Source organism: Saccharopolyspora phatthalungensis (assembly GCF_014203395.1).
Lineage (GTDB): Bacteria > Actinomycetota > Actinomycetes > Mycobacteriales > Pseudonocardiaceae > Saccharopolyspora > Saccharopolyspora phatthalungensis.
In genome coordinates this window covers 70348-92177 of record NZ_JACHIW010000004.1, presented here as the reverse complement: position 1 = coordinate 92177, position 21830 = coordinate 70348, and the positions used below count along the sequence as shown (strand labels likewise).

Here is a 21830-nt window from a genome sequence, read left to right as displayed (position 1 = left end):
AGGGCGTAGATGGTGCAGGCCCTACGCCGGACGGACGGGGGAAGCATCCGGCGTAGGGCCTGCACCGGGCCTATTTGCCGTTCGTCATAATGATCACGGTCGGCCCTTCCGCCATCCACGCAGGGCCGTGCGCTTGATATTCGTGCTGCCCCACGACATCAGGGTCTTCGTCAGTAAAAAGACACTTATCCGCGTCGCACTTCCACAATACGGGTTCGTCGGAGTTAAACGTTTCTGTAGGCAACTGGGGCCTCCATTCATCGTCACACGGGTACGTGCGGTAGAGTCTTTGGCGGTCCCCGGTAGGTAGCTGCTACCGGGGACCTTTCGACTCTCGGGATTGCTTCATGCTTATCGTCGTGGCGAGACAGCCACGGCAGATCATCCTGCCGTCTTGGTAGTTAGGCAAGTTCTCGGTAATCCGCCTATGGACTTCGCCCTTAATCCTATGGCCACAGTAGGCTAGGGGCCGAGGCCCCGCCTTCTCGATCTGATGCCACCTCGCCTCGTTCTCACCAGCCATCCAGTTAGCAAATTCAGGGACCGGCATCACCGGTCTCTCTTTGTAGCCCAGAGGATAGACAAAAGGGGTAGTCCTATAATCAGCACCTGAGCCCACGTCTGTGAGTACATCAGCGTAAGTTCTCCTTTCCGCAGTCCTCCTTTCCTCGAACGGTGCCGATGCAACCGGCAAGAGGATTATCAGGGCTATCGCAAGGCACAGAAGTAATCGCCTAAACCCAGTCAACAAAGGTCCTCCTTTCGGAGGAGTTCCACTAGCTCAGTGAGAGTGTCAGCGAGCTGATCCAAGTCGGATTTAGATACGTCACGACGAGGCAGCTTAAACGCCATCTGATCTAGATTCCAAGAGACTTTACGCAGGACTACATCTAGCGTCGGTGCCGGGCTAGAGAAGCTGTCGACGAGCTCCGGCTCGGATGGCTCGGTCACAGGTACACCCGCACTCGCCTGCGGATCATGTCTCGCCGAGCTCGGTTCCTGCGCCTACGTTCTAGGCAGGCTTTGAACGGATTTCTCAATGGGTCACCCTCCATCCGTTGGAAGGACGGCCCCCGCCGACCGGTCGGGGATCGGATAACGATCGACGGGGGCTGTCCAAGGAGTAGTCTCCCGATCACATACGGCGACTGGAAGCGTGTGGGGGTCTACATGGCGTCTACAAACGATCTAGACATAGGTCTGCTGCTCCGGGAGGTGCGGAGGTCTGTCGGCCTGAGCCTCGACGCGATGTCGAGAGAGACTCACTACAGCAAGTCAACGCTTGGGCACGTTGAGACTGGACGGCGGAGGGCTACGCCGGAGATCATCGAGGCATACGAACGAGTGATCGGGTCGGTTGAGATCGAGGTAGGAGACACCGTGTTTTGGCGACGAGACATAACGCACCCTGCACTAGCCAAGGTTCGCGGCGCGGCGAAGCTCGCCCAGCTGACGAAGGGGATAGCGGAGGGCAACCCCGGCGTTCTAGCGGAGGCACCCACGGCCCACGCCACGGACCTCGCGATCATCCACCGGGTGACTCCGGACGGAATCGGGGAAATCCGGCGGTGGATGGTCGAGGGGAAAACCTCGACCCTCCGCACCAACGCGCTAGCCGTTATCGCCAAGACTCCGGGTGTAGAAAACGCCCAGCTTGTGGCCGATGTTCTTGAGAACGATCCAGCTGTCAGAAGGCTCTGCATTACGTCGGAGATCTCGCGCATTCTCCAGCTGGATTGGGAGACGTGCAAGGTGATCGCGCGGGACATCCCCAGCTGCCCGAACCCGAAGCGGTTCGCACGCAAGCTAGTCAAGGAAGTGACGGACCCGAACGACACCGAGAGCCGTTGGTGCGGGGCCTACATGCTCAAGAAGCTCGCGCCAGTCCTCGGCAGATGACGGTGAGCTGGTCGGCGTGCAAGGGGCGCACGCCGACCAGCGCCCGACGCGTGGGCCGGTTGCGGCGAATGCCGCTTGTCGACCCCGTGCCGCGCGCCGCGCAGCTGGATTGTGCAGGACAATGCGCGCATGAACGCGGATGCGGGAGCAGGAGCCCGGATTGCCAGGCTCCGCAAGCTGGCCGGGTGGACGCAGCCGCAGTTGGCGGCGCGCATCTTCGTGTCGACCAGCTTGGTCAAGAAAGTTGAGCAGGGAAGGACACCGCCGAGCCCTGCATTCGTCACCTCGTGCGCGGCGGCGCTCGGCGTCGAGGTCCGCGAGCTCTATGGCGTGCGAGTTGCCGACAACATCTCCGAGTTCCACAGCGAAAGCGCAGGAATCTCCGAGCTACGTGAAGCACTTCAGTGCTTCGATGATCCGCAACCCGCGGAGCCCGCCCTGCGCCCCGACCACATCCGGGCTCACCTCAACCGAGCTGAGTCCTTCCGGAGGGGCCAGAAATACGCGGATCTGGCGCTAATTCTCCCCCAGGTGCTGCACCACCTCTTCGTGCAAGTCGCGGAGACGTCCCCGACGACCTGGCAAGGCGAACAGAACCGCGGCATGCTGCACGACGCCTACCGACTCGCCGCGACCGTAGGAGGCCGGTTCGGACATCCTGACATCGCCGCAACCGCCTCCGAGCGACACGTGACGCTCGCCCCCGCGACCGGCGATCCGCTACGCAGCGCAGTATCCGACTGGCACAGGTCAACGCACTTCCTGCAGAACGGCCATTACGCAGGCGGGCTACGGCTTCTCAACCGCGCTCTGCAACACGTCGAGGACCAACCCGGGAGCCATGCCGCTCATGGCGTGGCCGCGCAACTGCAACTCCGAGCGGCGGTCTTGGCCGCGCGCAACGACGACGCCGAACGCGCCGACGACCACATCCGGGAAGCACGCACGCGGGTTTCACTCGGCGCCTCGCCATCCCCCTACTACAACACCGACGCCAGCGAGCTCAACGTCTTGATCCACTGGTGCGCGGTGCCCGTCGAGCGCTACGACGGAACCGAAGCCGTCGCCCGTGCCAGCCGCATCACCGTCGCGGACCCGACACGGCCGGAGCGCGTCGGGCACCACCACATCGACCAAGCACGCGCCTGGATGCTGCACGGCGACAGAGAACGAGCACTGGCAGAACTCAACCTGGCACGAAGGTTCTCGCCCCATCACACCCGCACTCACCCCTCCGTACGCGAGACCGTCCGCGCACTCGCGACCGCCGACCGCCGCGCCACCACTTCCCTGGCAGGATTTGCACGCTGGGCCGGGATCCAAATGTGAGTAGCCAAACTCGACGCTTCTTACACCACCACGCTGCCGAGCCGCAACGACACTTCAGACCTCCCACGACGGATGCCCCTGCATGATCGGGTGATCATGCAGGGGCATCCCGCCTTGATCAATTCGCCAACAGCGTCCCGGCGCAGGGTGTGGGGCGCTTCATCACTCAATCGGAAGACGCGGCACCAAGATCATCTGCGGAGACTGCTTGCCGGAGGTGATCACATGGCGGGCGTTCAGGATGTGCGGCGGGGCAGCCGACCGCGACGGAGACTTGTGCGAAGGTTGCCAGTCGGCGGTGGACCCAGGCGACTAGATACCGGCCCGGCGGCGCAGATGGGCGTTTAGCGTAGCTACTGCATCCCACGCGCGGCGGAGAAGCCAGTTGCGCCATGCTTCGCCCTGCCCAATGGTGTCCCGCTCGATCGAGGCGTCCGGCCAGAATCCGTGCGGGTAGTTCAGGTACCCGCGCCACTCTTGTTTGAGGATGTCGCGGCGCCGGATGGTGTCCTTGACGTCCTCATCGGACAGATCGAGCAGATGCTCGGGCGGGTCTTCGGGCAAGGTGTCCCACATGCCGAACTCAGCAGGGGATGGCATTGGCCGCAGCATCGTTATCCTTCCCGTCGTAGTGCTGGACCACAGTACGACGAGAGCGCCCCGCACCCGGGACCACTTCCACTTCAGGGTTGAAGTGGTGCCGGGGGCGCTTCTGTTGCCGGCGATTTCAACGGAAATCAGCGCGCCCGATCTCCATTGAAATCGGCGCGATCACGTGCCGACGATCTCATCCGGTCCTGGGATGTCTTCCGGCAGCTGGTCCGTGTGCGTCACGAGAACGGGCCGTGCTGGGCCGAAGGTCGGGGATGACCGGGCCGCGTCGAGAGGTTTCCGCGGCCCGGCCATCCCGGTGCCCCGCGCGCCGCTGGGGATCGGCAGTACAGGGCACTGTCGGTGAGAGCACTTGCCGAGGGGGGAGGAGTGTCGGCAGCGAAGCTTTCACCGGGTCTACTCCTCGGCGGTCGGCAATCCGGCTAGTACCCCGACTGCTAGCGCGTCGGCTTCTGCCTTATGTCGCAGGAGATCCCGTCCAATGTCACTGCCCACTTCGAGGTGCGCCAGCAGGGAATGTCCTGCCACACTGTTCGCAGTGGGCTCGTCGCGCATCACGAGTTTGCTCGTACGCCGGTGCAGTTGTTCGGCGTGCTCCAAAGGCTCCCTCAAGGTCAACGCCACCGACCCGATCTGCTCCCCCGGTGTCTTGCCCCTGGGCTTGCTCATCGATTCACGTCTATCCGGTCAAGTCTGGCCAGAATTCGCCGCAGCATCCCCCGATGCCGTGCGAACGCGTCACGGTTGTTGACTGGTCGGCCGGTGTCGACGAGCGGCAGGATTCGGGTTTCCTCGTCGGCAAGGGCATCGGCGAGATCGCCGCGCAGCTGCACGATGCGGGGCTCCCGCAGCCGATGTCGGCCGCCGGTGGTCTCGGCCTCCACCCGCGCGATCAGGTAGGAGACCGTCAACGCGCCTTCACCACCTCCGGCGTGCCGGGCCGGGGCGTAGTAGAACGTCGCCCACATTGCGAGCGCGCTGACAACCAGCAGGCCAGTGGAGACGAACGCGGTCGTCACTGCTCGACCTGCTTCGGGCCAACCGCGCGCGGCGGCACGTAGCCCGTACATCGATCTCTTAGTAGCGCAGCCAGTTCGGACAACAGCCGTGACATGTCGAGGTAATCGCCATTAGTCGTCCGTCCACTACGGACGGATTCGGCGAGGTCTTCGAGCTTGACGGCTGTTTTGACCGACAGCGCGGCGAGAACGGCCGACCGCCCGGCATCGGCAGCGCTCATCAAGCACCCCCCACGGGTGGCGTCGGGGTCTTAGCGAGGTCGCGGGCCTTGACGTCGCAGGCGGCGCACATTTCCCAAAACCACGCCGGTTCGGAGTTGTCGGCGGCCAACTGGTGACCGCACAGGGTGGCCACCACGAAACCGGTCGGGTAGCCCTTGAAAGGTTTGGGGTCGGTGCTGGCGTGCCGCTTGCCTTCGGCAGGCACCCAATGGAACGGATGTGGCCTGAACATTAGGACACCATCCGGTGTGAGGGGCTGGACTTAGAACCGGCGAAGTAACGCATACAGCCTCCGGTCTCTCGGTCTCGAAACTTTCGAGACCAATATTGATGGTCTCGACACCAGTTGATCAATCACCTAAACGACTGATCCACGGCGGCTGCGGTGTGCATTAGGGTTCGGTGCATGAGCGAGACCACGCCAGCGCCACTTGCCTACGTTCTCGGTGCGGAGCTACGCGACGCACGAGAGAAAACTGGTCGTTCGCTGCGGCAGCTAGCGACCAATTTGGACGTCTCGCACTCGGTTCTCGTGCGCTGGGAACGCGGCGAACGAGTACCTTCAACCGAATCCGTCGCCACGGTGTGCGCCGTGCTCAGGCTAAGCACGGCTGCCCGCGAGCGGTTGATGCGGCTGGCGCGTGACGCGGTCTCGGAACCACCGAACACCGTGTCGGTCGGCCCAGGCGGTGAGGCGGACCAGCTTGCCGCACTGCTGAAGTTCGAACGCATCGCAACATCCATCACTGACGTTTCGCCAATCGTCGTACCAGGGCTGTTGCAGACCTCCGACTACGCGCGGGCGATCATGAGTGCCGGGATTCCTTGCGATGAGACGGATAAACGGGTGATGATGCGGCTTGGTCGCCGCGACCTGATTACCCGTCGGCGATCGCCAGTGCGGTTCGCGGCGTTCTTGTTGGAGGCCGCGTTGCACCAGTCGATCGGTGGCCCCGTGGTGATGACGGACCAACTACATTTCCTGCTGGAGATGACCGACCGCGACAACGTCGAGATTCGAGTCATCCCGCAGTCCGCAGGATGGACACCGGCGCACGCAGGTCCGTTCGTGCTGCTGGAGTTCCTGAAAGCCGCGCCCGTGGTGCATCTGGAGCACCACAGGTCAAGCGCGTTTCTTCGTGATGAGGGCGATGTGCGGGCGTTCGTCTCCGCGCGAGAAGATATCGATCGGGTGGCGATGAGCCCGGACGAGTCGCGCGAGCTCATCGCCGGTGCCATCAACGGTGAGGAGACGACGACATGACGTTATCGAAGCACCCTGCCAACTGGCGGAAGTCCAGCCGATCCAACCAGGAAACCAACTGCGTAGAGGTTGGCCGGATCGACAACGGCGCCGCTGTCCGCGACACGAAGGACAGGGCCGCCGGGTACTTCACTACAACCGCCGCGCAGTGGTCGGCGTTCATCGACGCCGTGAAGTCCGGCCGGTTCTGACCGTGCACAGCGAAGCGCCCCCGGCATCCCAACCACGTGCCGGGGGCGCTTCTGTTGCCGGCGATTTCAATGAGGTGATCTCAGTGGATTTTGCCGTGTTCGTGGCGGGTGAGGGTGAGCGCGGCTTGGACGATGGTGGTGATCTTGCGGGGGCTGGCGGTGATGTGTTGGAGGGTGCGCCAGCGTTGGGTGAGCAGGGCGAAGCCGCGTTCGCAGAGTGCGCGTAGGCCTCTGAGCAGGGCGTTGTAGGTTTTGTTGTCGATATCCAGTGGGCAGCCCTTGGGGGCGCTTTTGCTGTGTTTGATCGGGGTGAACACCCCGATGCCGGAGCCCTGGAATCCGCCGTCGCCCAGGGTCGGTAGGTCGAGTTCGGAATAGGCCCAGTACAGGGCGCCCAGGACGTGCTCTTGGGCGCTGGTGCTGTCGTGGACGCTGCCGGGTTCCACCGGTGAGGTCCACAGTGGGAATCCGGTGGGGTCGGTGATCATCAGGACGTTGCCGCCCTGGGTGTGGTGTTTGCCGGAAAACCACCGGTCGATGAGGGTGCCGTTTTTGTTCTCGGTGGTTTCGCCGAGGCGGTCGGTGCTGAACAGTTTGCCGTCCACCATGACGTAGGCCGCCCCCTGTGCGGCGGCGTCTTCGAGTGCTTCGTGCAGATCAGGGGCCTGATCGGCGAGGACGTCGATGACCTCGTCGATATAGCGGTACCCGGTGGCGCGGCCGATGTTGTTGTCCCTGGCCAGTTTCGGGATCGGGGTGCGGTCGAGGAACCACCGCAGCCCCAGAACCGCTTGTTTGAACGGGGTCAACGCCCGTCGCCCGCGCGGGGTGAGGCGCCGGCGGCGTTCGGCGGCCAGCAGCCGCGACAGGTAGTGGGTGAGTTCGTCGTCGACATCGAGCGTGGCAGTATAGGTAATCACGTGGGGTCCTTGGTAACGAAGACGATCTTGTAGCGAGACCTTCTTCTACCAGGACCCCACGTCCTGTCTCCACAACCCCCTGCTCACAAGCCTCCCGCACCCCGCCCCCATTTCTCTGAGATCACCTCAATGGAAATCAGCGCGCCGATCTCCATTGAAATCGGCGCGATCACGTGCCGACGATCTCATCCGGTCCTGGGATGTCTTCCGGCAGCAGCACGCACAAATCCTCCAGCGTCGGCGAAGCCGTGAGCCGTAGGCGTTTGGCGTGGCGGGTCACCGCCGCGTCCATGACCTGACGGGCGTACCGGCCGTTGCCGAACGACACCCCGCGCGGCACGGCCACGAAGTGCGCGCGCAGCGCCGCGACCGTCGGGCCGGTGCATTCGTAACCGGCCGACGCGGCGTGCTGGGTGACGATGGTGACCAGCTCGTCGTTGCTGTAGTTGGCGAACCGGACCCGGTGGGAGAACCGCGACGACAACCCGGGGTTGGCCGCCAGGAAGTCCTCCATCTGCTCCTCGTACCCGGCCGCCACCACCACGACCTCGTCGCGGTGGTCCTCCATCAACTTCACCAGCGTGTCGATGGCTTCCCGACCGAAATCGGTCCCGGACCCCCGCTGCGACGACAGCGTGTACGCCTCGTCGATGAACAGTAGGCCGCCGCGGGCGCGGTCGAACGCCTCGGTCGTGCGCTGCGCGGTGTGGCCGACGTACTCCCCGACCAGGTTGGCGCGGCCGACCTCGATCACCTGCCCGCGGGCGAGCACCCCGAGCGCGGTGAGGATCTCGCCGTAGAGCCTGGCCACGGTCGTTTTACCGGTACCGGGCGGGCCACCGAAGATCAGGTGTCGGCTCAGCGACGGCACCGGGAGCCCGGCGGCCTGCCGCTGCCGAGCCGAGGCCAGCAGGTCCACCATGTTGCTGACCTCGTGCTTCACCTCGGCCAGCCCCACCATCTGCTGCAGCTTGTTCAGCAGCGACTCCACCTTGTCGGTGTCCACGTTCGCCGCGCCCGCACCGATCCCGCTGCCGGGCAGCGCGCCGATGTCCTCGGGCAGCAGGCGAGTCATCTCGACCGCATTGGCCTCCGGGGAATCGGCGAGCCGGTACGCCTGGCGTCCGATCATTTCCTCGAACACCTTCCGCGCGGTACGACCGTTGCCGAAGGACTCGTCGCGCGGCAGCTTCTCGAAGTAGCTCAGGACCGCTTCGCGGGTCTCGAACTCCAGCCGGTAGTCGTTGGACCGGCACAGTCCCTCGATGATCGTGACCAGGTCGGACGACGAGTAATCGGCGAATTCGATCGTGCGGGAGAACCGGGAGCCGAGACCGGGGTTGGAGGCCAGGAACTTGCGCATCTCCAGGGTGTACCCGGCCACGATCACCACGACGTCCTCGCGGTGGTCCTCCATCAGCTTCACCAGGGTGTCGATCGCCTCGCGACCGAAGTCCGCGCCGCCGCCGCTGGTGGCCGACAGCGTGTATGCCTCGTCGATGAACAGCACGCCGCCCAGTGCGCGCTCGAAGCACTCGGTGGTCTTCATGGCCGTCCCACCGACGATGCTGGCGACCAGATCGGCCCGGCCCACCTCGACGAGTTGCCCGCTGCGCAGCACTCCCAGTTCCGCGAGGATCTTGCCGTAAAGCCGCGCCACGGTCGTCTTACCGGTACCGGGCGAGCCGGTGAAGACGAGGTGCCTGCTCATCGGGGGCATCGGAAGGCCAGCCGCCGCGCGCCGTTCGGCCATCTGCTCCAACCGGGTCAGGATCTCCACTTCCCGCTTGACATCGGCCAAGCCCACGAGCGAATTGAGCTCGTCGAGCAGCTCGCCCAGCGGTCCTTCGCGCTTCGGTGAAGTGGTCTGCTTGGGGGCCTCGTCCTCGGAGTCTTTGGCGAACCGGCGGGTGTTACCGGTGCTCCCGGTCCGCTTCAGTTGCTGGGACACCTGCGGGTTGCTGCCGGAGTTGTCGCTTTCCGGGTCCTTGTTGCGCTTGCTCTCGATTCCGCTGAGCTGCAGGTTGTCCCGCCGCACCGTGATGCGCATCCCGGCGCCGCCGTTGGCTTCGAGCAGGCAGTCCCGGATCGTGAGCGGCGCGGTGGAAGCGACCACGAGGCCGTCACCACCGTTGTTGGATGCCTCGCACTGCGACATGGTTCCCGTGGTACCGGCGGCCCATTCGATGCCGGAGCCTTCCGAAGTGCTGGCCCGGATCTGGGTCAGCTCCACCGACGACCCGCCGGAGACGAGCATGCCTTGCTGGCCGGCGCCGGACAGGTCGCATCCGTGCAGCGCCGCCTCGCTGTCCGCGACGAGCACGTTGATTTCGCCGCTGTCGGACACCGTGACGCCGTTCAGATCGAGATAGCCGCCATCGACGGCCCGCACACCCGCGGCCTCCGAGCCCGTGACGGACAGGTCCTCGACGCTCAGGCGACCCTGCTCGGTCACCAGGACACCGTCCGAGGCAGCCGCGTTGATCAGCGCGCCCGCCAGCTTGGGCGAGCCGCCCGCGCGGACCTCCAGGCCGTAGCCGCCGGCGCGCTGCACCTGAACGTCCGAAAAGGACGGAGTGGCCGAGTCGCGGACCAGGATCCCCGTTCCCGCGCTGTCTTCGATCCGAAGACCGTTGAACACCGTGCTGGACTCGGAGATCCACACGCCGACGTCGCCGGCACCGCTGATCTCGCAGTCGGTGACGGTCCCGGCCGCCCCTTCCAGCACGTGGATGCCGTATCCGGCCGGACGGCGGACCCGGATTCGACGCATCTCCGCCGCGGCCTGCTGCATCAGCACGATGCCCTGCGCGGCGGAGTCATCGATCTGGCAGTCTTCCAGCACCGGCGCCGCGGTGGCCGCCACGAGCACACCCGCGCCGTTGCCTTCCGAAATGGTCGTGCCGGACACGTGCAAGGTGCTGCCGCTCTCGATGACCAACGCGGGGTTTCCGGCACGCGCGATGCGGCAGTTGCGCACCGTCCCCCGCGACCGCTGGGCAGCCAGCACCGCACTGCCCGAGACGTCGGTGATCGTGCAGCCCACGAATTGCGGGTCGGCGCCGGTGCGGACCACCACGGCCGAGTTCTTCATCTCGCGCAGCGTGCACTGGTCGAAATTGCCGCCGCCGCGGTCCACGACGATTATCCCGGCACCCGCGGGGTTGATGAAGGTGCAGGCATGCGCCAGCAGCTCGGCCTGGCCGCGCACGAACAACGCGGCGGCCGACTGAGCCTCTACAGTGCACTCGTCCAACCGAAGACGACCGATGGGCACGTCGATCGCCGACGTTTCCGACCCCTCGTGCACCACGACGATGCCGGACAGTGCGGCCGATTCAGTGGTCATGCGGATCGTCGGGTCGCCGCCGGATTCGATGCGCACGGCCCCCGGTGGCCCGGCCGCCGACAACGTCACGTCGCGGTGCAGTACCACCGATTCCCGGTATGTGCCGGGCTGAATGGAAATGACGTCGCCGGCACTGGCCGCCGCCACTGCATCGCCGATGGTGCGGTAGCAATCGGCCTCGGTAGCGGAAACGGTCAGCATCGACCTGGAATTGCCTGTAGTGATCAGCTTGCCTGCCACATCGGCTCCTGCGGTGCGGGCGCGAACAATTCGGCGAGGACCTGGTGGAAAGCGATCCGGCTCAGCGGGGGCGTTGGTCCGGTCGCGGCCAACGCGTGTTCGACCAGGTCGGGTTCCGGGGAAAGGTGATATCGATCGAGGTAGTAGGTTATCGAGTCGGTCCAGATCCACGTGCCGTCGGAACGGAAGTTGACCGGCACGGTGCCAACCTGATCGGATCGCACCACGTCGTCCATCATTCCGTCGTTGCTGAGCACGACCTCTCCGGACCGCAGAAATGCCAGGACTCTTTCGGAATCAGCACCGCGCAGTCGCGGATGATCCGGCTCGAAATACGGGCCCTGCGCCGGATCCGCACCGTCGAAGACGCGAGCCAGGTGGATGCGTGGCGGCGGCTCGGCCGTCCACACGAGCTCGGCCGTCTCCAGCGCGGCTTCGTGGTAGGGCGCCAACTCCGTGCCTTCGGCGAACATCTCGATGCGGGGCTCGGTACCCGCCTCGGCCAGACTGTGCTGCACCTCGGCGACCAGCTCGACCACGTCCGCGGTCTGCTCGGTCTCCCCGAGATAGACCCGCACATCCCGGGCCGCGGAGCTGCGAATGACCCGCCACAGACCACGGAGCCCGCCGACCCGGCTTGCCGCTTCGACCACGGTCGCGTCCTGGTGGTCCATCGCTTCCTGGTCGAGCGCGGTGAACTCGAAAGCCGACGGCGGCAGTTCGGCGAGGCGTGGCGCCTTGTCCAGCCCGCTGATGTTCTCGCCCTGCTCGACGGCCACCGCTTCGATCAGGTCCGCTTCGTCCTGGGTCAACGCGAGCCGCCCGGTCCCGACGGCGGCGGCGAGAAAACCGGCCACCTGGTCCTGCTCACCGTCGGCCAGACAGGTACGCACGGCCGCCAAGCCGTCGTCCGGTACCCGACCGGCGAGGTGCAGCAAGAGCTGGTGGAGGTCGTCGCGCTCCACGACCGACGTTTCAGGACTCAAGACGTGCCCCCGGTGCTCACCGCTACGGGACTCGCGGGCATACCGGGCAGCGCGGCGAACCTCTCCTCATCGTCGGCGGCCGATTCGTCGGTTCGCAGGTCTTCGCGTGCGGCGGCGGCATCCTCCAGCTTCTTCCGGATGCGCGCGGCCCGACGCTCGGCGTTGTCGCCGGTTCCGTTCCAGCCGGGTGGCACCTCGGTCAGCAGCACCCGGCTGCGGGTGGAGCCGCGGTCGACGGCCACCACCTCGAAGGTCGTGCTCGGCGCGAACGCGACGTCGGCCTGGCGCTCCCCTTCGACCAGTCCCGCCAGCCGACGGGCCGTGATCGACCAGATGAGCACCTCGACCGCGCCCGGGACGACCGTTTCCGCATCGGCTTTTGCCACGACCGGGGCCGGTTCGAGCAGCTTGGCACCCACCACGTAGTCGTCCACCTCGGCGGGGTCGGACGGACCGCCGCGGACGACGACGCCCTGCAACGATGGCAACCACCGCAGACCGCTGGCGATGCAGGACAGGTAGGCCCGGTCCGCCAGGTCATTGCCGGTGCGGAACGCTTCCACCACGTCGACCTGCCCGGACGAGGCGAACACCTGGACGGCCGCCAACTCCGTCATCAGCACGTCGCCCTTCGGCGCCGCCGATCGCATGCCGGGACGCTCGGCCAGCATCCGGGACACCATCTGCGTCGCCGCGTCGTACCGCCAGCCGAGCGAGGAGCGGAAACTCCTGCGGTCCTCGTCCGTGCTGGAGTGGTCGGCCAGCAGCAGCGGAGTGGCCTTCGGCTCGGGTTCCTGCTGCTCGTGCTCCGCCTCCGGTGGGGCCGATGGCTCCGGCTCGGCCGCCACCGGATCCGTCTGGTCGGCCGCCGGGCCGCTACCGATGGCGTCGCTTTCGGCATCCTCGGGTCGCATCGGTTGCTGCGGCGTGGACGGCACGGCCCATGCCTCGGTCGCGGTCGACACCGGCGGAATCGGCGATTCGGCGGCACCCGGCGTCGTTTGCATCATGGGCACGATCGGCAGGACCAAGGTTGGCCCGTCATCGAAATCATGGACGGGGGCCGGCTTGGGCTCGGGCGCTCCAGCAGGAGCCGGCTTGGCGTCGGCCGCTCCGGCAGGACCGGGCTTGGGCTCGGGCGCTCCGGCAGGACCGGGCTTGGGCTCGGGCGCTCCGGCGGGACCCGGCTTGTGCTCGGGCATTCCCGCAGGAGCCGGCATGGGCTCGTGACCCATTCCGGCAGGACCCGGCTTGGCCTCGGGCATTCCCGCAGGACCCGGCTTGGGCTCATGACCCGCGTCCGGCCGCGGCAAGCGTTCCGGCGGCTCCGGCGGACCGGCCGGAGCTGACGATTCCCCTGCTGCGCTGGCCGAAACCGATGCTCTCGGCGCCTGATGCGAGTGCGGTCGCACGGCCGGTGCGCTCGGGACGGTCCGGTCCGAAAGCGCCAGGCTCGACACCAACGACGTGGTCGGAGGGAGTGACGTGGTCGGAGGGAGTTCGGTCGACGGCGCGGGCGGATTTTCGGTCGGCTGCTCGGATGGTGGTGGGGTCACGGGACCCGGCGTGCTTGGGCCGGGTTGACTTTTCCGCCTCCACGTCGTCCCGATCGGTCGCACCCGGCCGTCCTGGTCCACCGCGGTCGGTGCGACTGGCGTGGCACGACGCGTCCGGATCGGTCGAATCCGGCCGTCCTGGTCCACCGCGGTCGGTGCGACCGGCGCGGCACGACGCGCGGGCGGATGCGCCGCGGACGGGGTCACGGTGTTCGAGGAAACCGTTGGCCGGGTGGCCGTTACGTCCACCCGGCCGGCCGCCTCGGACGGCACCGGTTCGTTGGCCTGAGGACGCTCGGCCGGAACCCGCTCGACTTCACCCGGCCGCACGGGCGGAGCGCTGACGTTTCGCTCCGCGTTGCCGAGCGGCTGACCGGGCACCGATTCCGGCGCCTGCGGCCCGTTGGCCACACCGGCAAGGCCAACGGCGGCCTCGGCCGACGCGGATCGGCTCCATTCGGGCTCGCGCTCAACTGCGGGCGCGGGCGCGGCCTCTATCGCGTTGTCGGTCCCGAAGACCTGCTCCGGGCTGGACCGGTCGATTCGAGCGGGAGCCTCCTGCGGCGCGGGCCCGGCGGGGACGATGCCGGTCGGGGTCAGGACGGTGACGGGCGCCTGCAGGGCCGCGCCCACACCCGCGAGTGCCGCGGGATCAACCCAAGGACCGGCCACCAAACGCAGCCGAGCCCGGGCATCCGGCGACAGCGAGCGGCAGAGCTTGTCGATTGCGGCGAGGACCGATGCGGGCACCGCGTCGGAGGTCCGCGTGACCGCGGTGACCACGAGGCTGACGTGCTCCGGGTCGATGGGCAGCCGAGTGGCGACCGACTCCGGCGGGGTGGCGGCCGGGCGCACCTGCAATCCGCACGGAATCGTGTCGACCAGCCAGCCGTCGGTGAGCCAGTAACGACCCGGGCCAGCGCTGTGCAGACCGGGCGCCGGAGCCACTCCGCTGCACGGTGTCGGTGCACCGTGGGGAAGGTAGATGCTCTCGTGCAGGAACGGCCGCCAGGTCGGGTGGCCGGTCCGGTTGATCACGATCATGCTGCGCGCACCGGTCTCGGCGTAATGCGGCACGGCATGGCTCGCCCGCACCGGAACGCCAAGGCAGTCGGCGAGACGCTGCGCGAACGGCACCGGCCCGACAGGCTCGGGCCCGTACACGGTAAGCACGAAGTTGTGCCGGATCGGCTCCGGAAGAGACTGAGCGATTCTGGCGATCTCAGTCACGTCGGGCAGGCCCTCGCCAGGGGCGCCCGCCACGATGCGAAGCCGGTCCTCCGGTGGAATGCCGAAACCGCTGTCGAACAGCGGCGCCGGGCGAGCGTTCGCGGTCCGCACCCACAGGCCGGCCGGGATCGCGACCACGCTGGCCCGGCCCGCGACCTGCGCCGCGAAGTCCCCCGGCAAGTCCGATTCCCAGGGCGGTGCGGGGAACCGGGGCCCGTCGCGCTTGGTCTTGCGGCCGCGCCGGAAGCGCAGCCAGCCCGCGCCCGGGCCCACCGAGAAAAGCTCGCCGCCACTGAGGATGACCAGTTCACCGTCGGGGGCGATCACTTCGACACCCAACTGGTGTGCCAAGCGCGCCGCGAGCGGTGGCGTGCCGTCCGGGTTCGTTCGACCGGAGCCGCTGGCCACCAGCCGCACGTTGTCCGGCCGACGGCCAAGACCGCGCGACAGCACACCGCCGAGGTCGGTCAGCACACGGGAGTCAAGTCCGTGCAAGGCCGTATATCCCGCCTGGTCCACCACAACTGCCCTGCGGTGATCCTCGGCGGCAACCTTTTCCGCGAACGCGAGGCCAGGATTCCGGGCCCCGCCGGCGCGAACCAGCACCGACGCGCCCGCCCGCTCTACCACGATCGCAGTCATCCGCAACACACCTCCGCGCCAACACCGTCACTTGTTCCACGGCTGCCAAGCCCGGGGAGTTCACCCATTCGGCAAGGCCTGCCCCTTCGGGAAAGACGACCAGTCGGGTTCCGTGACCGCCCTCCGGTGCACCCTAATCGCAGCGGTGCACCCGCAAGTTCGGCACCACCGGAGCGAGGTCGCGGAGCTTTTCCGCCCGGGCGCTGCGGTAGCGAGACGGGCCGCGCGAAAGCGACCATCCGGTCCGGATTTCGAATGCGGATCTGCCGCTCCCACTAAGGCCCGAGCAAGTGCGGCAGGGGCGCCCTTTACCCGGGGCGACACCGACTCCGCCGAGAACCACACCGCGCACCGTCACACCTAGTGGTCGGGATTCGCAAAGATTTCGGTAATTCGCGGTAGCAGACGAAGATGTATCCGGGCCAGCGCAGTGATGTATCCGGGCCAGCGAGTGCAAGGCAGCCTTCGGCGCGAGTGTCGCCCATCACGTGTCCGGAGGTCTTTGCTGGTCCAGCAGCCGCCACCCACCCCGGAGACCCCCGGCCACTTCCAAGCGGACCTGCCTCAGTGATCCATTCATTGCGCACGAACCGATTTCGGCCGGCGATCCAATCACCGGCCACGAGGGTACGACGACAACACTTCCGCCGCATTCTGCGACTGCTCGGGCACGAGCGCCTCGATCACACCGCAATCGTCACGGTTTATTTGGAGACCGTTCATCTGAACGAGTTTTCCCGACCGGCGCCGACCTCGCGAACGATCTCGGCCAACCTGGTGCGGATACCAGCGATTCCGGGCGCTATTCCGCGGAATCTGAATCCTTCCCGCACCACCTCAGACCACGCATCTTGCCCTTTCGTACTTCGGCAACTCGCGTAAAAGGGCAGCAAAAGGCGTTCACCTGGCGCTCGTCGACTAGCTTGCGACGGGGACATCCGACCCAGGAGGTTGAAATGACCACGCTGCGGGTGGCATTGGCGCAGATCAACCCGGTTCTAGGGGATATACAGGGAAATTCGGCCGAAGTTCTTCGCTGGTCTCGGAAGGCGGCGGAGCTGGGCGCCGACCTGGTCGCATTCCCGGAACTCGCGCTGACCGGCTGCCCGGTGCAGGACCTGGGGGCCCGCCCGGAGTTCGTGGCCGCGTCCGTGGCCGGCTTATCGCAGGTGGCGGCCGACCTTAAGGCGGATGGGTTTGGCGAGCTGACGGTGGCCGTCGGCTACCTCGATGACGGTGCGGCGGCAGGCGGGGACGGCGGCCCTTGCCGCGAGCCGCGCAACGCAGTGGCCTTGCTCCGCAATGGCGAGGTGGTGGCCCGCTCCTTCAAACACAGGCTGCCCAACCACGGCGTTTTCGACGAGAAACGAGTGTTCGCGTCGGGGCAGGAACTCGTGGTCGCCCAGGTCAACGGCGTGGACGTTGCCTTGGTCATCGGCGATGACATGAATGAGGACGCGGCGCCGTTCGCCACGGCGGCGCAGGCGCAGGTGGGTCTGGTCTTACATTTATGCGCCGCACCGTACTGGCGCGGGCACCGGCGGGCTCGCATGGACCGGTTGACGCGGCTGACCGGCGCAGTCGGGGCCCCGATCGCCTCGGTGAACGTGGTAGGCGGGCAAGACGAGCTGGTCTTCGATGGCGGTTCGGCGATCATCGAGCCCAGCGGTCAGGTGCTCGCCGAGGGCGCCAGTTTTGCCGAGGACCTGCTGGTCACCGAGTTGGAGCTCGCCAAGGCGAGCAACCCGCAGGGGCAGCATTTGCGAGAAGTGCCGCTGGGCGTGGCGGATCGCGTCGAACCGACGTGGCCGCAACTGTCGCTCGCCGACCTGGTACCGGAACAGCAAGCCTCGCGGCCGGACGACCTGCGCGAGGTGTGGCAGGCACTCGTCACCGGCACCCGTGACTATGCGCGCAAAAACGGGTTCGAATCGGCCGTGGTGGCGTTGTCCGGGGGCATCGACTCAGCGGTGGTCACCGTGCTCGCCGCCGACGCGCTCGGCGCGGGCAACGTCACCGCGATCTCGATGCCCAGCTTGTTCTCCAGCGACCACTCCAAATCCGACGCCGCCGAACTGACTCGACGGACCGGGGTGGACTTCCGGATTGTGCCGATCCAGCCCATCGTGGACGCGGTGCTGTCGCTGCTGCCCGTGGACAACGTGGCGCTGGAAAACGTACAGGCCCGCGCGCGCGGCCTGCTCTTGATGGGGGTGGCGAACCAGGAAGACCGGCTGCCGTTGAACACCGGCAACAAAACCGAGTACGGCTGCGGTCACAACACCCTTTATGGCGACCAAGTGGGGGGCTACGCGCCGCTGATCGACGTGCCCAAGACGTTGGTGTGGGCCTTGGCGCGCTGGCGCAACGACCAGGCCCGCAGGCAAGAGCAGCCGGAGCCGGTGCCGGTCAACATCATCACCAAGGAGCCCAGCCCGGAACTGCAGCCCGGTCAGGTCGACTCGCAGCTCCTGCCCGCCTCGTACGAGGTGATGGACCAGATCATCACCGGCTACATCGAGAACGACCTCGGTCGCGACGACCTGATCCGCACCGGGATCGAGGCCATCGTGGTAGACAGGGTGATCGAGATGATCGAACGGAGCGAGTTCAAACGGCGTCAGGCCCCGCCCGGGCCGAAGATCTCGATCAAGGCGTTCGGCCGGGACCGCCGGATGCCGATCACCAACCAGTTCGTCCCGCACGGACGCTCCGCGGTCTATTTCCCCCAGCACGACCTGGCGTTGGGATAAGCGGCCATGACCACTGCACCGCTGATCATCGACACCGACATCGGCGGCGAGCCGGACGACGCGATGACGCTGGCCATCGCCGCGCGGAGCTGCCCGGAGCTCGCATTGGTGCTCACCACCGACGAGGCCGGCGGGCAACGTGCCCGCTTCGCCCGCGCGTTCCTGGACCTGCTGGGCAGGCCCGACGTTCCGGTGGTGGCCGGGGCCCGGCTGTCCGACTCGCCTTACTTCTGGATCGCTGATCTGATACCGACCGACATCCCGGCGCAGCCGACGGACCCGGTGGCCGCCGTGGCCGCGCTGTGCGATCGGGAGCCGGGTCCGGTGCGGTGGCTGGGGCTGGGCCCGATGTCCAACCTCGCCGCCGTGCTCGCGAGCCGACCGGGGCTGGCCAACCGACTGGAACTGACCCAGATGGGCGGGGCCCTGGCCTACCGCGACCCGACCACGGCCCAGTACAACTTCCGGCTCGACCCGGCCGCCGCCCGTGCCGCCCTGACCGCCCTGACCCACCCGAGGCTGGTGACCTACGACGTCACCTTCGCCCCGGACATCGCCATCTCCGCGGAATCCCAGCTGTACCAAGTACTCGCGGATTCCCCGGCGGAATGGGCCACGGCACTGGTCGCCCAATGCGACCTGTACTACGCCGGCTACTACCCCAGCACCATCCCGCACACGCCACTGACCCTGTCCGCGGCGTTGGGCGAGCCGTTCGTCCAGTTCGAGTCCGACCGCGTCGCGGTCGACGAGATCGGACGCACCCGACTGGCCGACAACGGCGAACAGATCACGATCAGCACCGCTGCCGACCACGCGGGTTTCGCCACCTGGCTGAGCCAACAACTCGACCCCGCGGGCGCACATCCGGCCGCACAACCAGGCTGACCATACGCCAATCAGAGACACCAGGCGCTGATGCATCTCACGCACGTTCTCCCACATTCCGGCCACAGCCTGATCCCACTCCTCCTGCGCGGCCTGGTAGCACGCAGTGTGGGCCTGCGAGTCGCTTCGGTCATAGCACGTGGTGCATGAAGCGCCGTTAAACGCGCAGTGAAGCATTCGACGCGGGCGCTATCGATTTCTCATGGTTGACGGGCGCCATCGCAGTTCGGGCAGTAGGACGGCGGGCGTTGCTGGGGCAGGTTGACCGTTCAGACGGTCTAGCAGTAGGTCGACTGCCAGGAGGGCGAGTTCTTCCTGCGCGGGGCTCGCATAATCGTGTGCGCCTCGGCCTTCCTCAGCCCTCGACTGGACCACTGGGAGTTCTTCATCCGGGCTCGGGCAGCCGAGAACCAGGTCTTCGTCGTCGCCTCCGGACAAGTGGGCACCGAACCTGTCAGCGGGATCGGTTTCGTCGGACGCTCCATGATCGCCGACCCTGGGGCACCGTCGTCGCCACAGCCTCGGACGTCGAGGGAGTCGTCACCACACACCTCGACCTAGGGTTCATCGACGTGATTCGCGCCCGGTATCCCCTGCTCGAGCAACGACGACCTGAGCTCTACACGGACATCGCGACGCACATCGACTGAGGGCACGTTCCTCGGCGGCTGCCCGTTCTGATCGCGACTGCCGGTGTCCACATGGGACAGTTGCCGTATCCGTGGGTGGCGCATACCCGGCCGGGCGGGGTGATCCTCGCGCCGATGCGGGCTGCTCTCGCATCCGGTCCGCTGGTGCGGTTCGTCGTCGGCGAGGACGGAACCGCGACGGGGCACGCGGCGGCCATGCAGGTGGGATTCATGGAGCTGCGTTCGCATCGGGTGGCGTCCGATCCTGTTGGGGCGCAACGGTTTGACGATCCGGGGGCCGAGATTAGCTATACCGATCTTGCCCCGTGGGTGCCGTTGCTGGCCGATATGGTCGGCCGACGACCTGCGGCCGTGCCGCGAGAAGTTCCTGCCCGCCACCCTGTCCGCTCTGCTCGACGACCTGCTCGCGGATCGATTGAGCCACACACCCCTGACGCTCACCGATTGATCAGCTCCGCCGGTGCAGGAGCCGAACAGCACGTGGCGACACATTCCGAAGATGATGGGAGGTCCGAACCGTTTTCGTCCCAAGGGCCCCGTCGCCGGGAGTGGCGCGGCCGAATCCGGACCGTGATCCACCCGATACGCTGGCCGCATGACTGACTACGTGCAGGTTGTGACGACCACGGATTCGGAGGAGGCAGCAGCGACGCTGGCGCGGAGCATCGTTGCGGCTCGTCGCGGTGCCTGCGTGCAGGTGGTACCGATCCGTAGTTTCTACCGCTGGGAAAGCGCTGTTCAGGACGACCCCGAATGGCAGCTACAGATCAAGACTTCGGTGGGTGCCCTCGACGGGCTCATTGAGCACATCAAGGCGAACCACACCTACGACGTTCCCGAGATCATCGCCACGCCGATCGTCGGCGGCCACGATGCCTACCTGTCGTGGGTTGACGACGAGACTCGGGCCTGACGCTAGGACTTCGGTGCTCGGTGTGGCGATTTCAATGGAAATCACAACCGGTTTCCATTGAAATCGCACCGCACGACCGCCTCAGCCGTTTCTGGTGTTCCAGACCGGCTCGCTTTCCGGTGGCCGGCGCAGCACCTCCATCGCGCGGTGCAGCGCCACCGCGTCGAGCTCCGGCGGGCGCGGGCCGGAGTCACGAATGTGCGCCAGCAGTTCCGGATCCGGCTCCAGGTGGTGGTGTTCCAGGTAGTACGTGACCGTATCCGGCCAGATCCAGGTGCCGTCGGTGCGGAAGCTCATCGGCACGACGCCCTTGCGGGCCGGGTCGACGACGTCGTCCAGCGTGGCGGTCGTGATCATCAGCGCGGTGCCGGCCCGCAGGTAGTCAAGCACCTGATCGCGCTCGGCCTCGCTGGTCATCCGGGGGTGGTCCGGGGCAAAGCTCGGACCGGAAGCCGGGTCGACCGCGTCGAAAACCCGCGCCACCTTGATGTCCGGGGCCTCGGTCGCGGCCCAGCGGAGCGCGCCGTAAGCGCGGGCCGCGCGCTGGTACAGGGGCACGTAGCCATTGACCGAGGTGACCTCCACCTGCGGCGCGGCTTCACCGGCGGCGGTCAGCGCCTGCTGAAGCCGGGCGGTGAGCGCCGGCAGATCACCGTCGTCAGCCTCGACGACGTAGACCGGCCGCGGCGGCGGGTACGGCGCGCCGTCCGCGGGCATCCGCCACGCACGCCACAGCCCATGCGCGGTCGGCTCACCATTGACGATATCGATCACTGCCGCCAACGCGGGATCGTCCTCGGCGACCGGAGCATCCGGCCGGTCGACGCTGAACTGCCACGCCAGCGGCGGATCGTCGACGGCCGGGTCAATGCCTTCCAGCGCGTCGAGCGGTGCACCTTCCGCCTGAAGAACGGCCGCGAGCACGCTTAAGTCCGCCTCGGTGAGCGGCAGGCCGTATCGCGCGGCGGCGGACGCCATCGCGCGGGCGACCTCGCCCAACCGGTCTTCGGCGAGCCAGCCACGAGCCTCCGCCACCAACTCGTCGGGCGCGAGACCGGCCTGCCGCAGAAGCACGCCGTGCATCGCCGCCTTGACGGCCGCTTGCTGCTCAGGGGAAGTCATGTTCAGCTCCTCAACGGTTTGTGATCGTCAAAGCTCGTGGGCCCG

Annotated in this window: 18 protein-coding genes; 8 read left to right on the top strand and 10 right to left on the bottom strand. The window is 66.9% G+C overall.

Annotated elements, in window-relative coordinates:
* The first annotated feature begins 1158 nt into the window (after nucleotides 1–1158).
* Both BJ970_RS36500 and BJ970_RS36495 read left to right on the top strand, forming a co-directional pair.
* On the top strand, nucleotides 1159–1899 hold the full coding sequence (locus BJ970_RS36500; RefSeq protein WP_184733113.1) for a helix-turn-helix domain-containing protein: 741 nt from the start codon (nucleotides 1159–1161) through the stop codon (nucleotides 1897–1899).
* A gap of 129 nt (nucleotides 1900–2028) precedes the next feature.
* The gene (locus BJ970_RS36495) at nucleotides 2029–3228 is read left to right on the top strand and encodes a helix-turn-helix domain-containing protein (protein ID WP_184733111.1); all 1200 of its coding nucleotides are present in this window, start codon (nucleotides 2029–2031) and stop codon (nucleotides 3226–3228) included.
* 312 nt (nucleotides 3229–3540) lie between these two features.
* On the opposite strand, the gene BJ970_RS36490 is transcribed toward BJ970_RS36495, so the two are convergent.
* The 5 genes from BJ970_RS36490 to BJ970_RS36470 form a co-directional block, all read right to left on the bottom strand.
* Complete coding sequence (locus tag BJ970_RS36490; protein WP_221468614.1) at nucleotides 3541–3828, bottom strand: hypothetical protein; 288 nt, start codon at nucleotides 3826–3828, stop codon at nucleotides 3541–3543.
* Nucleotides 3829–4236: 408 nt separating this feature from the next.
* Nucleotides 4237–4509, bottom strand: coding sequence for a hypothetical protein (locus BJ970_RS36485; RefSeq protein ID WP_184733107.1), 273 nt, complete (start codon nucleotides 4507–4509; stop codon nucleotides 4237–4239).
* Nucleotides 4506–4859, bottom strand: coding sequence for a hypothetical protein (locus BJ970_RS36480; RefSeq protein WP_184733104.1), 354 nt, complete (start codon nucleotides 4857–4859; stop codon nucleotides 4506–4508). Before BJ970_RS36480 ends, BJ970_RS36485 begins: the two co-directional genes overlap by 4 nt.
* A complete protein-coding gene (locus BJ970_RS36475) occupies nucleotides 4856–5080 on the bottom strand; it encodes a hypothetical protein (RefSeq protein ID WP_184733102.1) in 225 nt (74 codons plus the stop codon). The genes BJ970_RS36480 and BJ970_RS36475 overlap by 4 nt, the downstream gene beginning before the upstream one ends.
* The gene (locus tag BJ970_RS36470; protein WP_184733100.1) at nucleotides 5080–5313 is read right to left on the bottom strand and encodes an HC3 family zinc finger protein; all 234 of its coding nucleotides are present in this window, start codon (nucleotides 5311–5313) and stop codon (nucleotides 5080–5082) included. The genes BJ970_RS36475 and BJ970_RS36470 overlap by 1 nt, the downstream gene beginning before the upstream one ends.
* 174 nt (nucleotides 5314–5487) lie before the next feature.
* Between BJ970_RS36470 and BJ970_RS36465 the strand changes: the two genes are divergently transcribed.
* The gene (locus tag BJ970_RS36465; protein WP_184733097.1) at nucleotides 5488–6345 is read left to right on the top strand and encodes a helix-turn-helix domain-containing protein; all 858 of its coding nucleotides are present in this window, start codon (nucleotides 5488–5490) and stop codon (nucleotides 6343–6345) included.
* On the top strand, nucleotides 6342–6536 hold the full coding sequence (locus tag BJ970_RS36460; RefSeq protein WP_184733096.1) for a DUF397 domain-containing protein: 195 nt from the start codon (nucleotides 6342–6344) through the stop codon (nucleotides 6534–6536). The genes BJ970_RS36465 and BJ970_RS36460 overlap by 4 nt, the downstream gene beginning before the upstream one ends.
* An 80-nt stretch (nucleotides 6537–6616) precedes the next feature.
* On the opposite strand, the gene BJ970_RS36455 is transcribed toward BJ970_RS36460, so the two are convergent.
* From BJ970_RS36455 to BJ970_RS39320, 4 genes are all read right to left on the bottom strand, one after another.
* On the bottom strand, nucleotides 6617–7456 hold the full coding sequence (locus BJ970_RS36455; protein WP_184733094.1) for a transposase family protein: 840 nt from the start codon (nucleotides 7454–7456) through the stop codon (nucleotides 6617–6619).
* Between the two features lie 169 nt (nucleotides 7457–7625).
* On the bottom strand, nucleotides 7626–11045 hold the full coding sequence (locus BJ970_RS36450) for a right-handed parallel beta-helix repeat-containing protein (RefSeq protein WP_184733092.1): 3420 nt from the start codon (nucleotides 11043–11045) through the stop codon (nucleotides 7626–7628).
* On the bottom strand, nucleotides 11030–12031 hold the full coding sequence (locus tag BJ970_RS36445) for a hypothetical protein (protein WP_184733090.1): 1002 nt from the start codon (nucleotides 12029–12031) through the stop codon (nucleotides 11030–11032). Before BJ970_RS36445 ends, BJ970_RS36450 begins: the two co-directional genes overlap by 16 nt.
* A complete protein-coding gene (locus BJ970_RS39320; protein WP_184733088.1) occupies nucleotides 12028–15459 on the bottom strand; it encodes a hypothetical protein in 3432 nt (1143 codons plus the stop codon). Before BJ970_RS39320 ends, BJ970_RS36445 begins: the two co-directional genes overlap by 4 nt.
* Before the next feature lie 956 nt (nucleotides 15460–16415).
* Here BJ970_RS39320 and BJ970_RS36435 point away from each other — a divergent pair.
* The 4 genes from BJ970_RS36435 to cutA all read left to right on the top strand — a co-directional run bounded on the left by BJ970_RS36435 (nucleotide 16416) and on the right by cutA (nucleotide 20663).
* Nucleotides 16416–18212: an NAD+ synthase gene (locus tag BJ970_RS36435; protein ID WP_184733085.1), complete on the top strand. Its 1797-nt coding sequence runs from the start codon at nucleotides 16416–16418 to the stop codon at nucleotides 18210–18212.
* A gap of 6 nt (nucleotides 18213–18218) precedes the next feature.
* The gene (locus tag BJ970_RS36430; protein WP_184733083.1) at nucleotides 18219–19100 is read left to right on the top strand and encodes a nucleoside hydrolase; all 882 of its coding nucleotides are present in this window, start codon (nucleotides 18219–18221) and stop codon (nucleotides 19098–19100) included.
* Between the two features lie 315 nt (nucleotides 19101–19415).
* Nucleotides 19416–19661: a carbon-nitrogen hydrolase family protein gene (locus BJ970_RS40335; RefSeq protein WP_376775192.1), complete on the top strand. Its 246-nt coding sequence runs from the start codon at nucleotides 19416–19418 to the stop codon at nucleotides 19659–19661.
* Between the two features lie 684 nt (nucleotides 19662–20345).
* Nucleotides 20346–20663: a divalent-cation tolerance protein CutA gene (cutA, locus tag BJ970_RS36420; protein WP_184733079.1), complete on the top strand. Its 318-nt coding sequence runs from the start codon at nucleotides 20346–20348 to the stop codon at nucleotides 20661–20663.
* A gap of 81 nt (nucleotides 20664–20744) precedes the next feature.
* Here the strand turns inward: cutA and BJ970_RS36415 are convergent, their stop codons facing one another.
* The gene (locus BJ970_RS36415) at nucleotides 20745–21785 is read right to left on the bottom strand and encodes a hypothetical protein (RefSeq protein WP_246472287.1); all 1041 of its coding nucleotides are present in this window, start codon (nucleotides 21783–21785) and stop codon (nucleotides 20745–20747) included.
* Between the last annotated feature and the right edge of the window lie 45 nt (nucleotides 21786–21830).

Bases quoted from the DNA above. Each gene is read 5' to 3' on its own strand.
- BJ970_RS36495 (WP_184733111.1), top strand. From the start codon at position 2,029: ATGAACGCGGATGCGGGAGCAGGAGCCCGGATTGCCAGGCTCCGCAAG.
- BJ970_RS36490 (WP_221468614.1), bottom strand. From the start codon at position 3,828: ATGCCATCCCCTGCTGAGTTCGGCATGTGGGACACCTTGCCCGAAGAC.
- BJ970_RS36485 (WP_184733107.1), bottom strand. From the start codon at position 4,509: ATGAGCAAGCCCAGGGGCAAGACACCGGGGGAGCAGATCGGGTCGGTG.
- BJ970_RS36475 (WP_184733102.1), bottom strand. From the start codon at position 5,080: ATGAGCGCTGCCGATGCCGGGCGGTCGGCCGTTCTCGCCGCGCTGTCG.
- BJ970_RS36470 (WP_184733100.1), bottom strand. From the start codon at position 5,313: ATGTTCAGGCCACATCCGTTCCATTGGGTGCCTGCCGAAGGCAAGCGG.
- BJ970_RS36465 (WP_184733097.1), top strand. From the start codon at position 5,488: ATGAGCGAGACCACGCCAGCGCCACTTGCCTACGTTCTCGGTGCGGAG.
- BJ970_RS36460 (WP_184733096.1), top strand. From the start codon at position 6,342: ATGACGTTATCGAAGCACCCTGCCAACTGGCGGAAGTCCAGCCGATCC.
- BJ970_RS39320 (WP_184733088.1), bottom strand. From the start codon at position 15,459: ATGACTGCGATCGTGGTAGAGCGGGCGGGCGCGTCGGTGCTGGTTCGC.
- BJ970_RS36435 (WP_184733085.1), top strand. From the start codon at position 16,416: ATGACCACGCTGCGGGTGGCATTGGCGCAGATCAACCCGGTTCTAGGG.
- BJ970_RS36430 (WP_184733083.1), top strand. From the start codon at position 18,219: ATGACCACTGCACCGCTGATCATCGACACCGACATCGGCGGCGAGCCG.
- cutA (WP_184733079.1), top strand. From the start codon at position 20,346: ATGACTGACTACGTGCAGGTTGTGACGACCACGGATTCGGAGGAGGCA.
- BJ970_RS36415 (WP_246472287.1), bottom strand. From the start codon at position 21,785: ATGACTTCCCCTGAGCAGCAAGCGGCCGTCAAGGCGGCGATGCACGGC.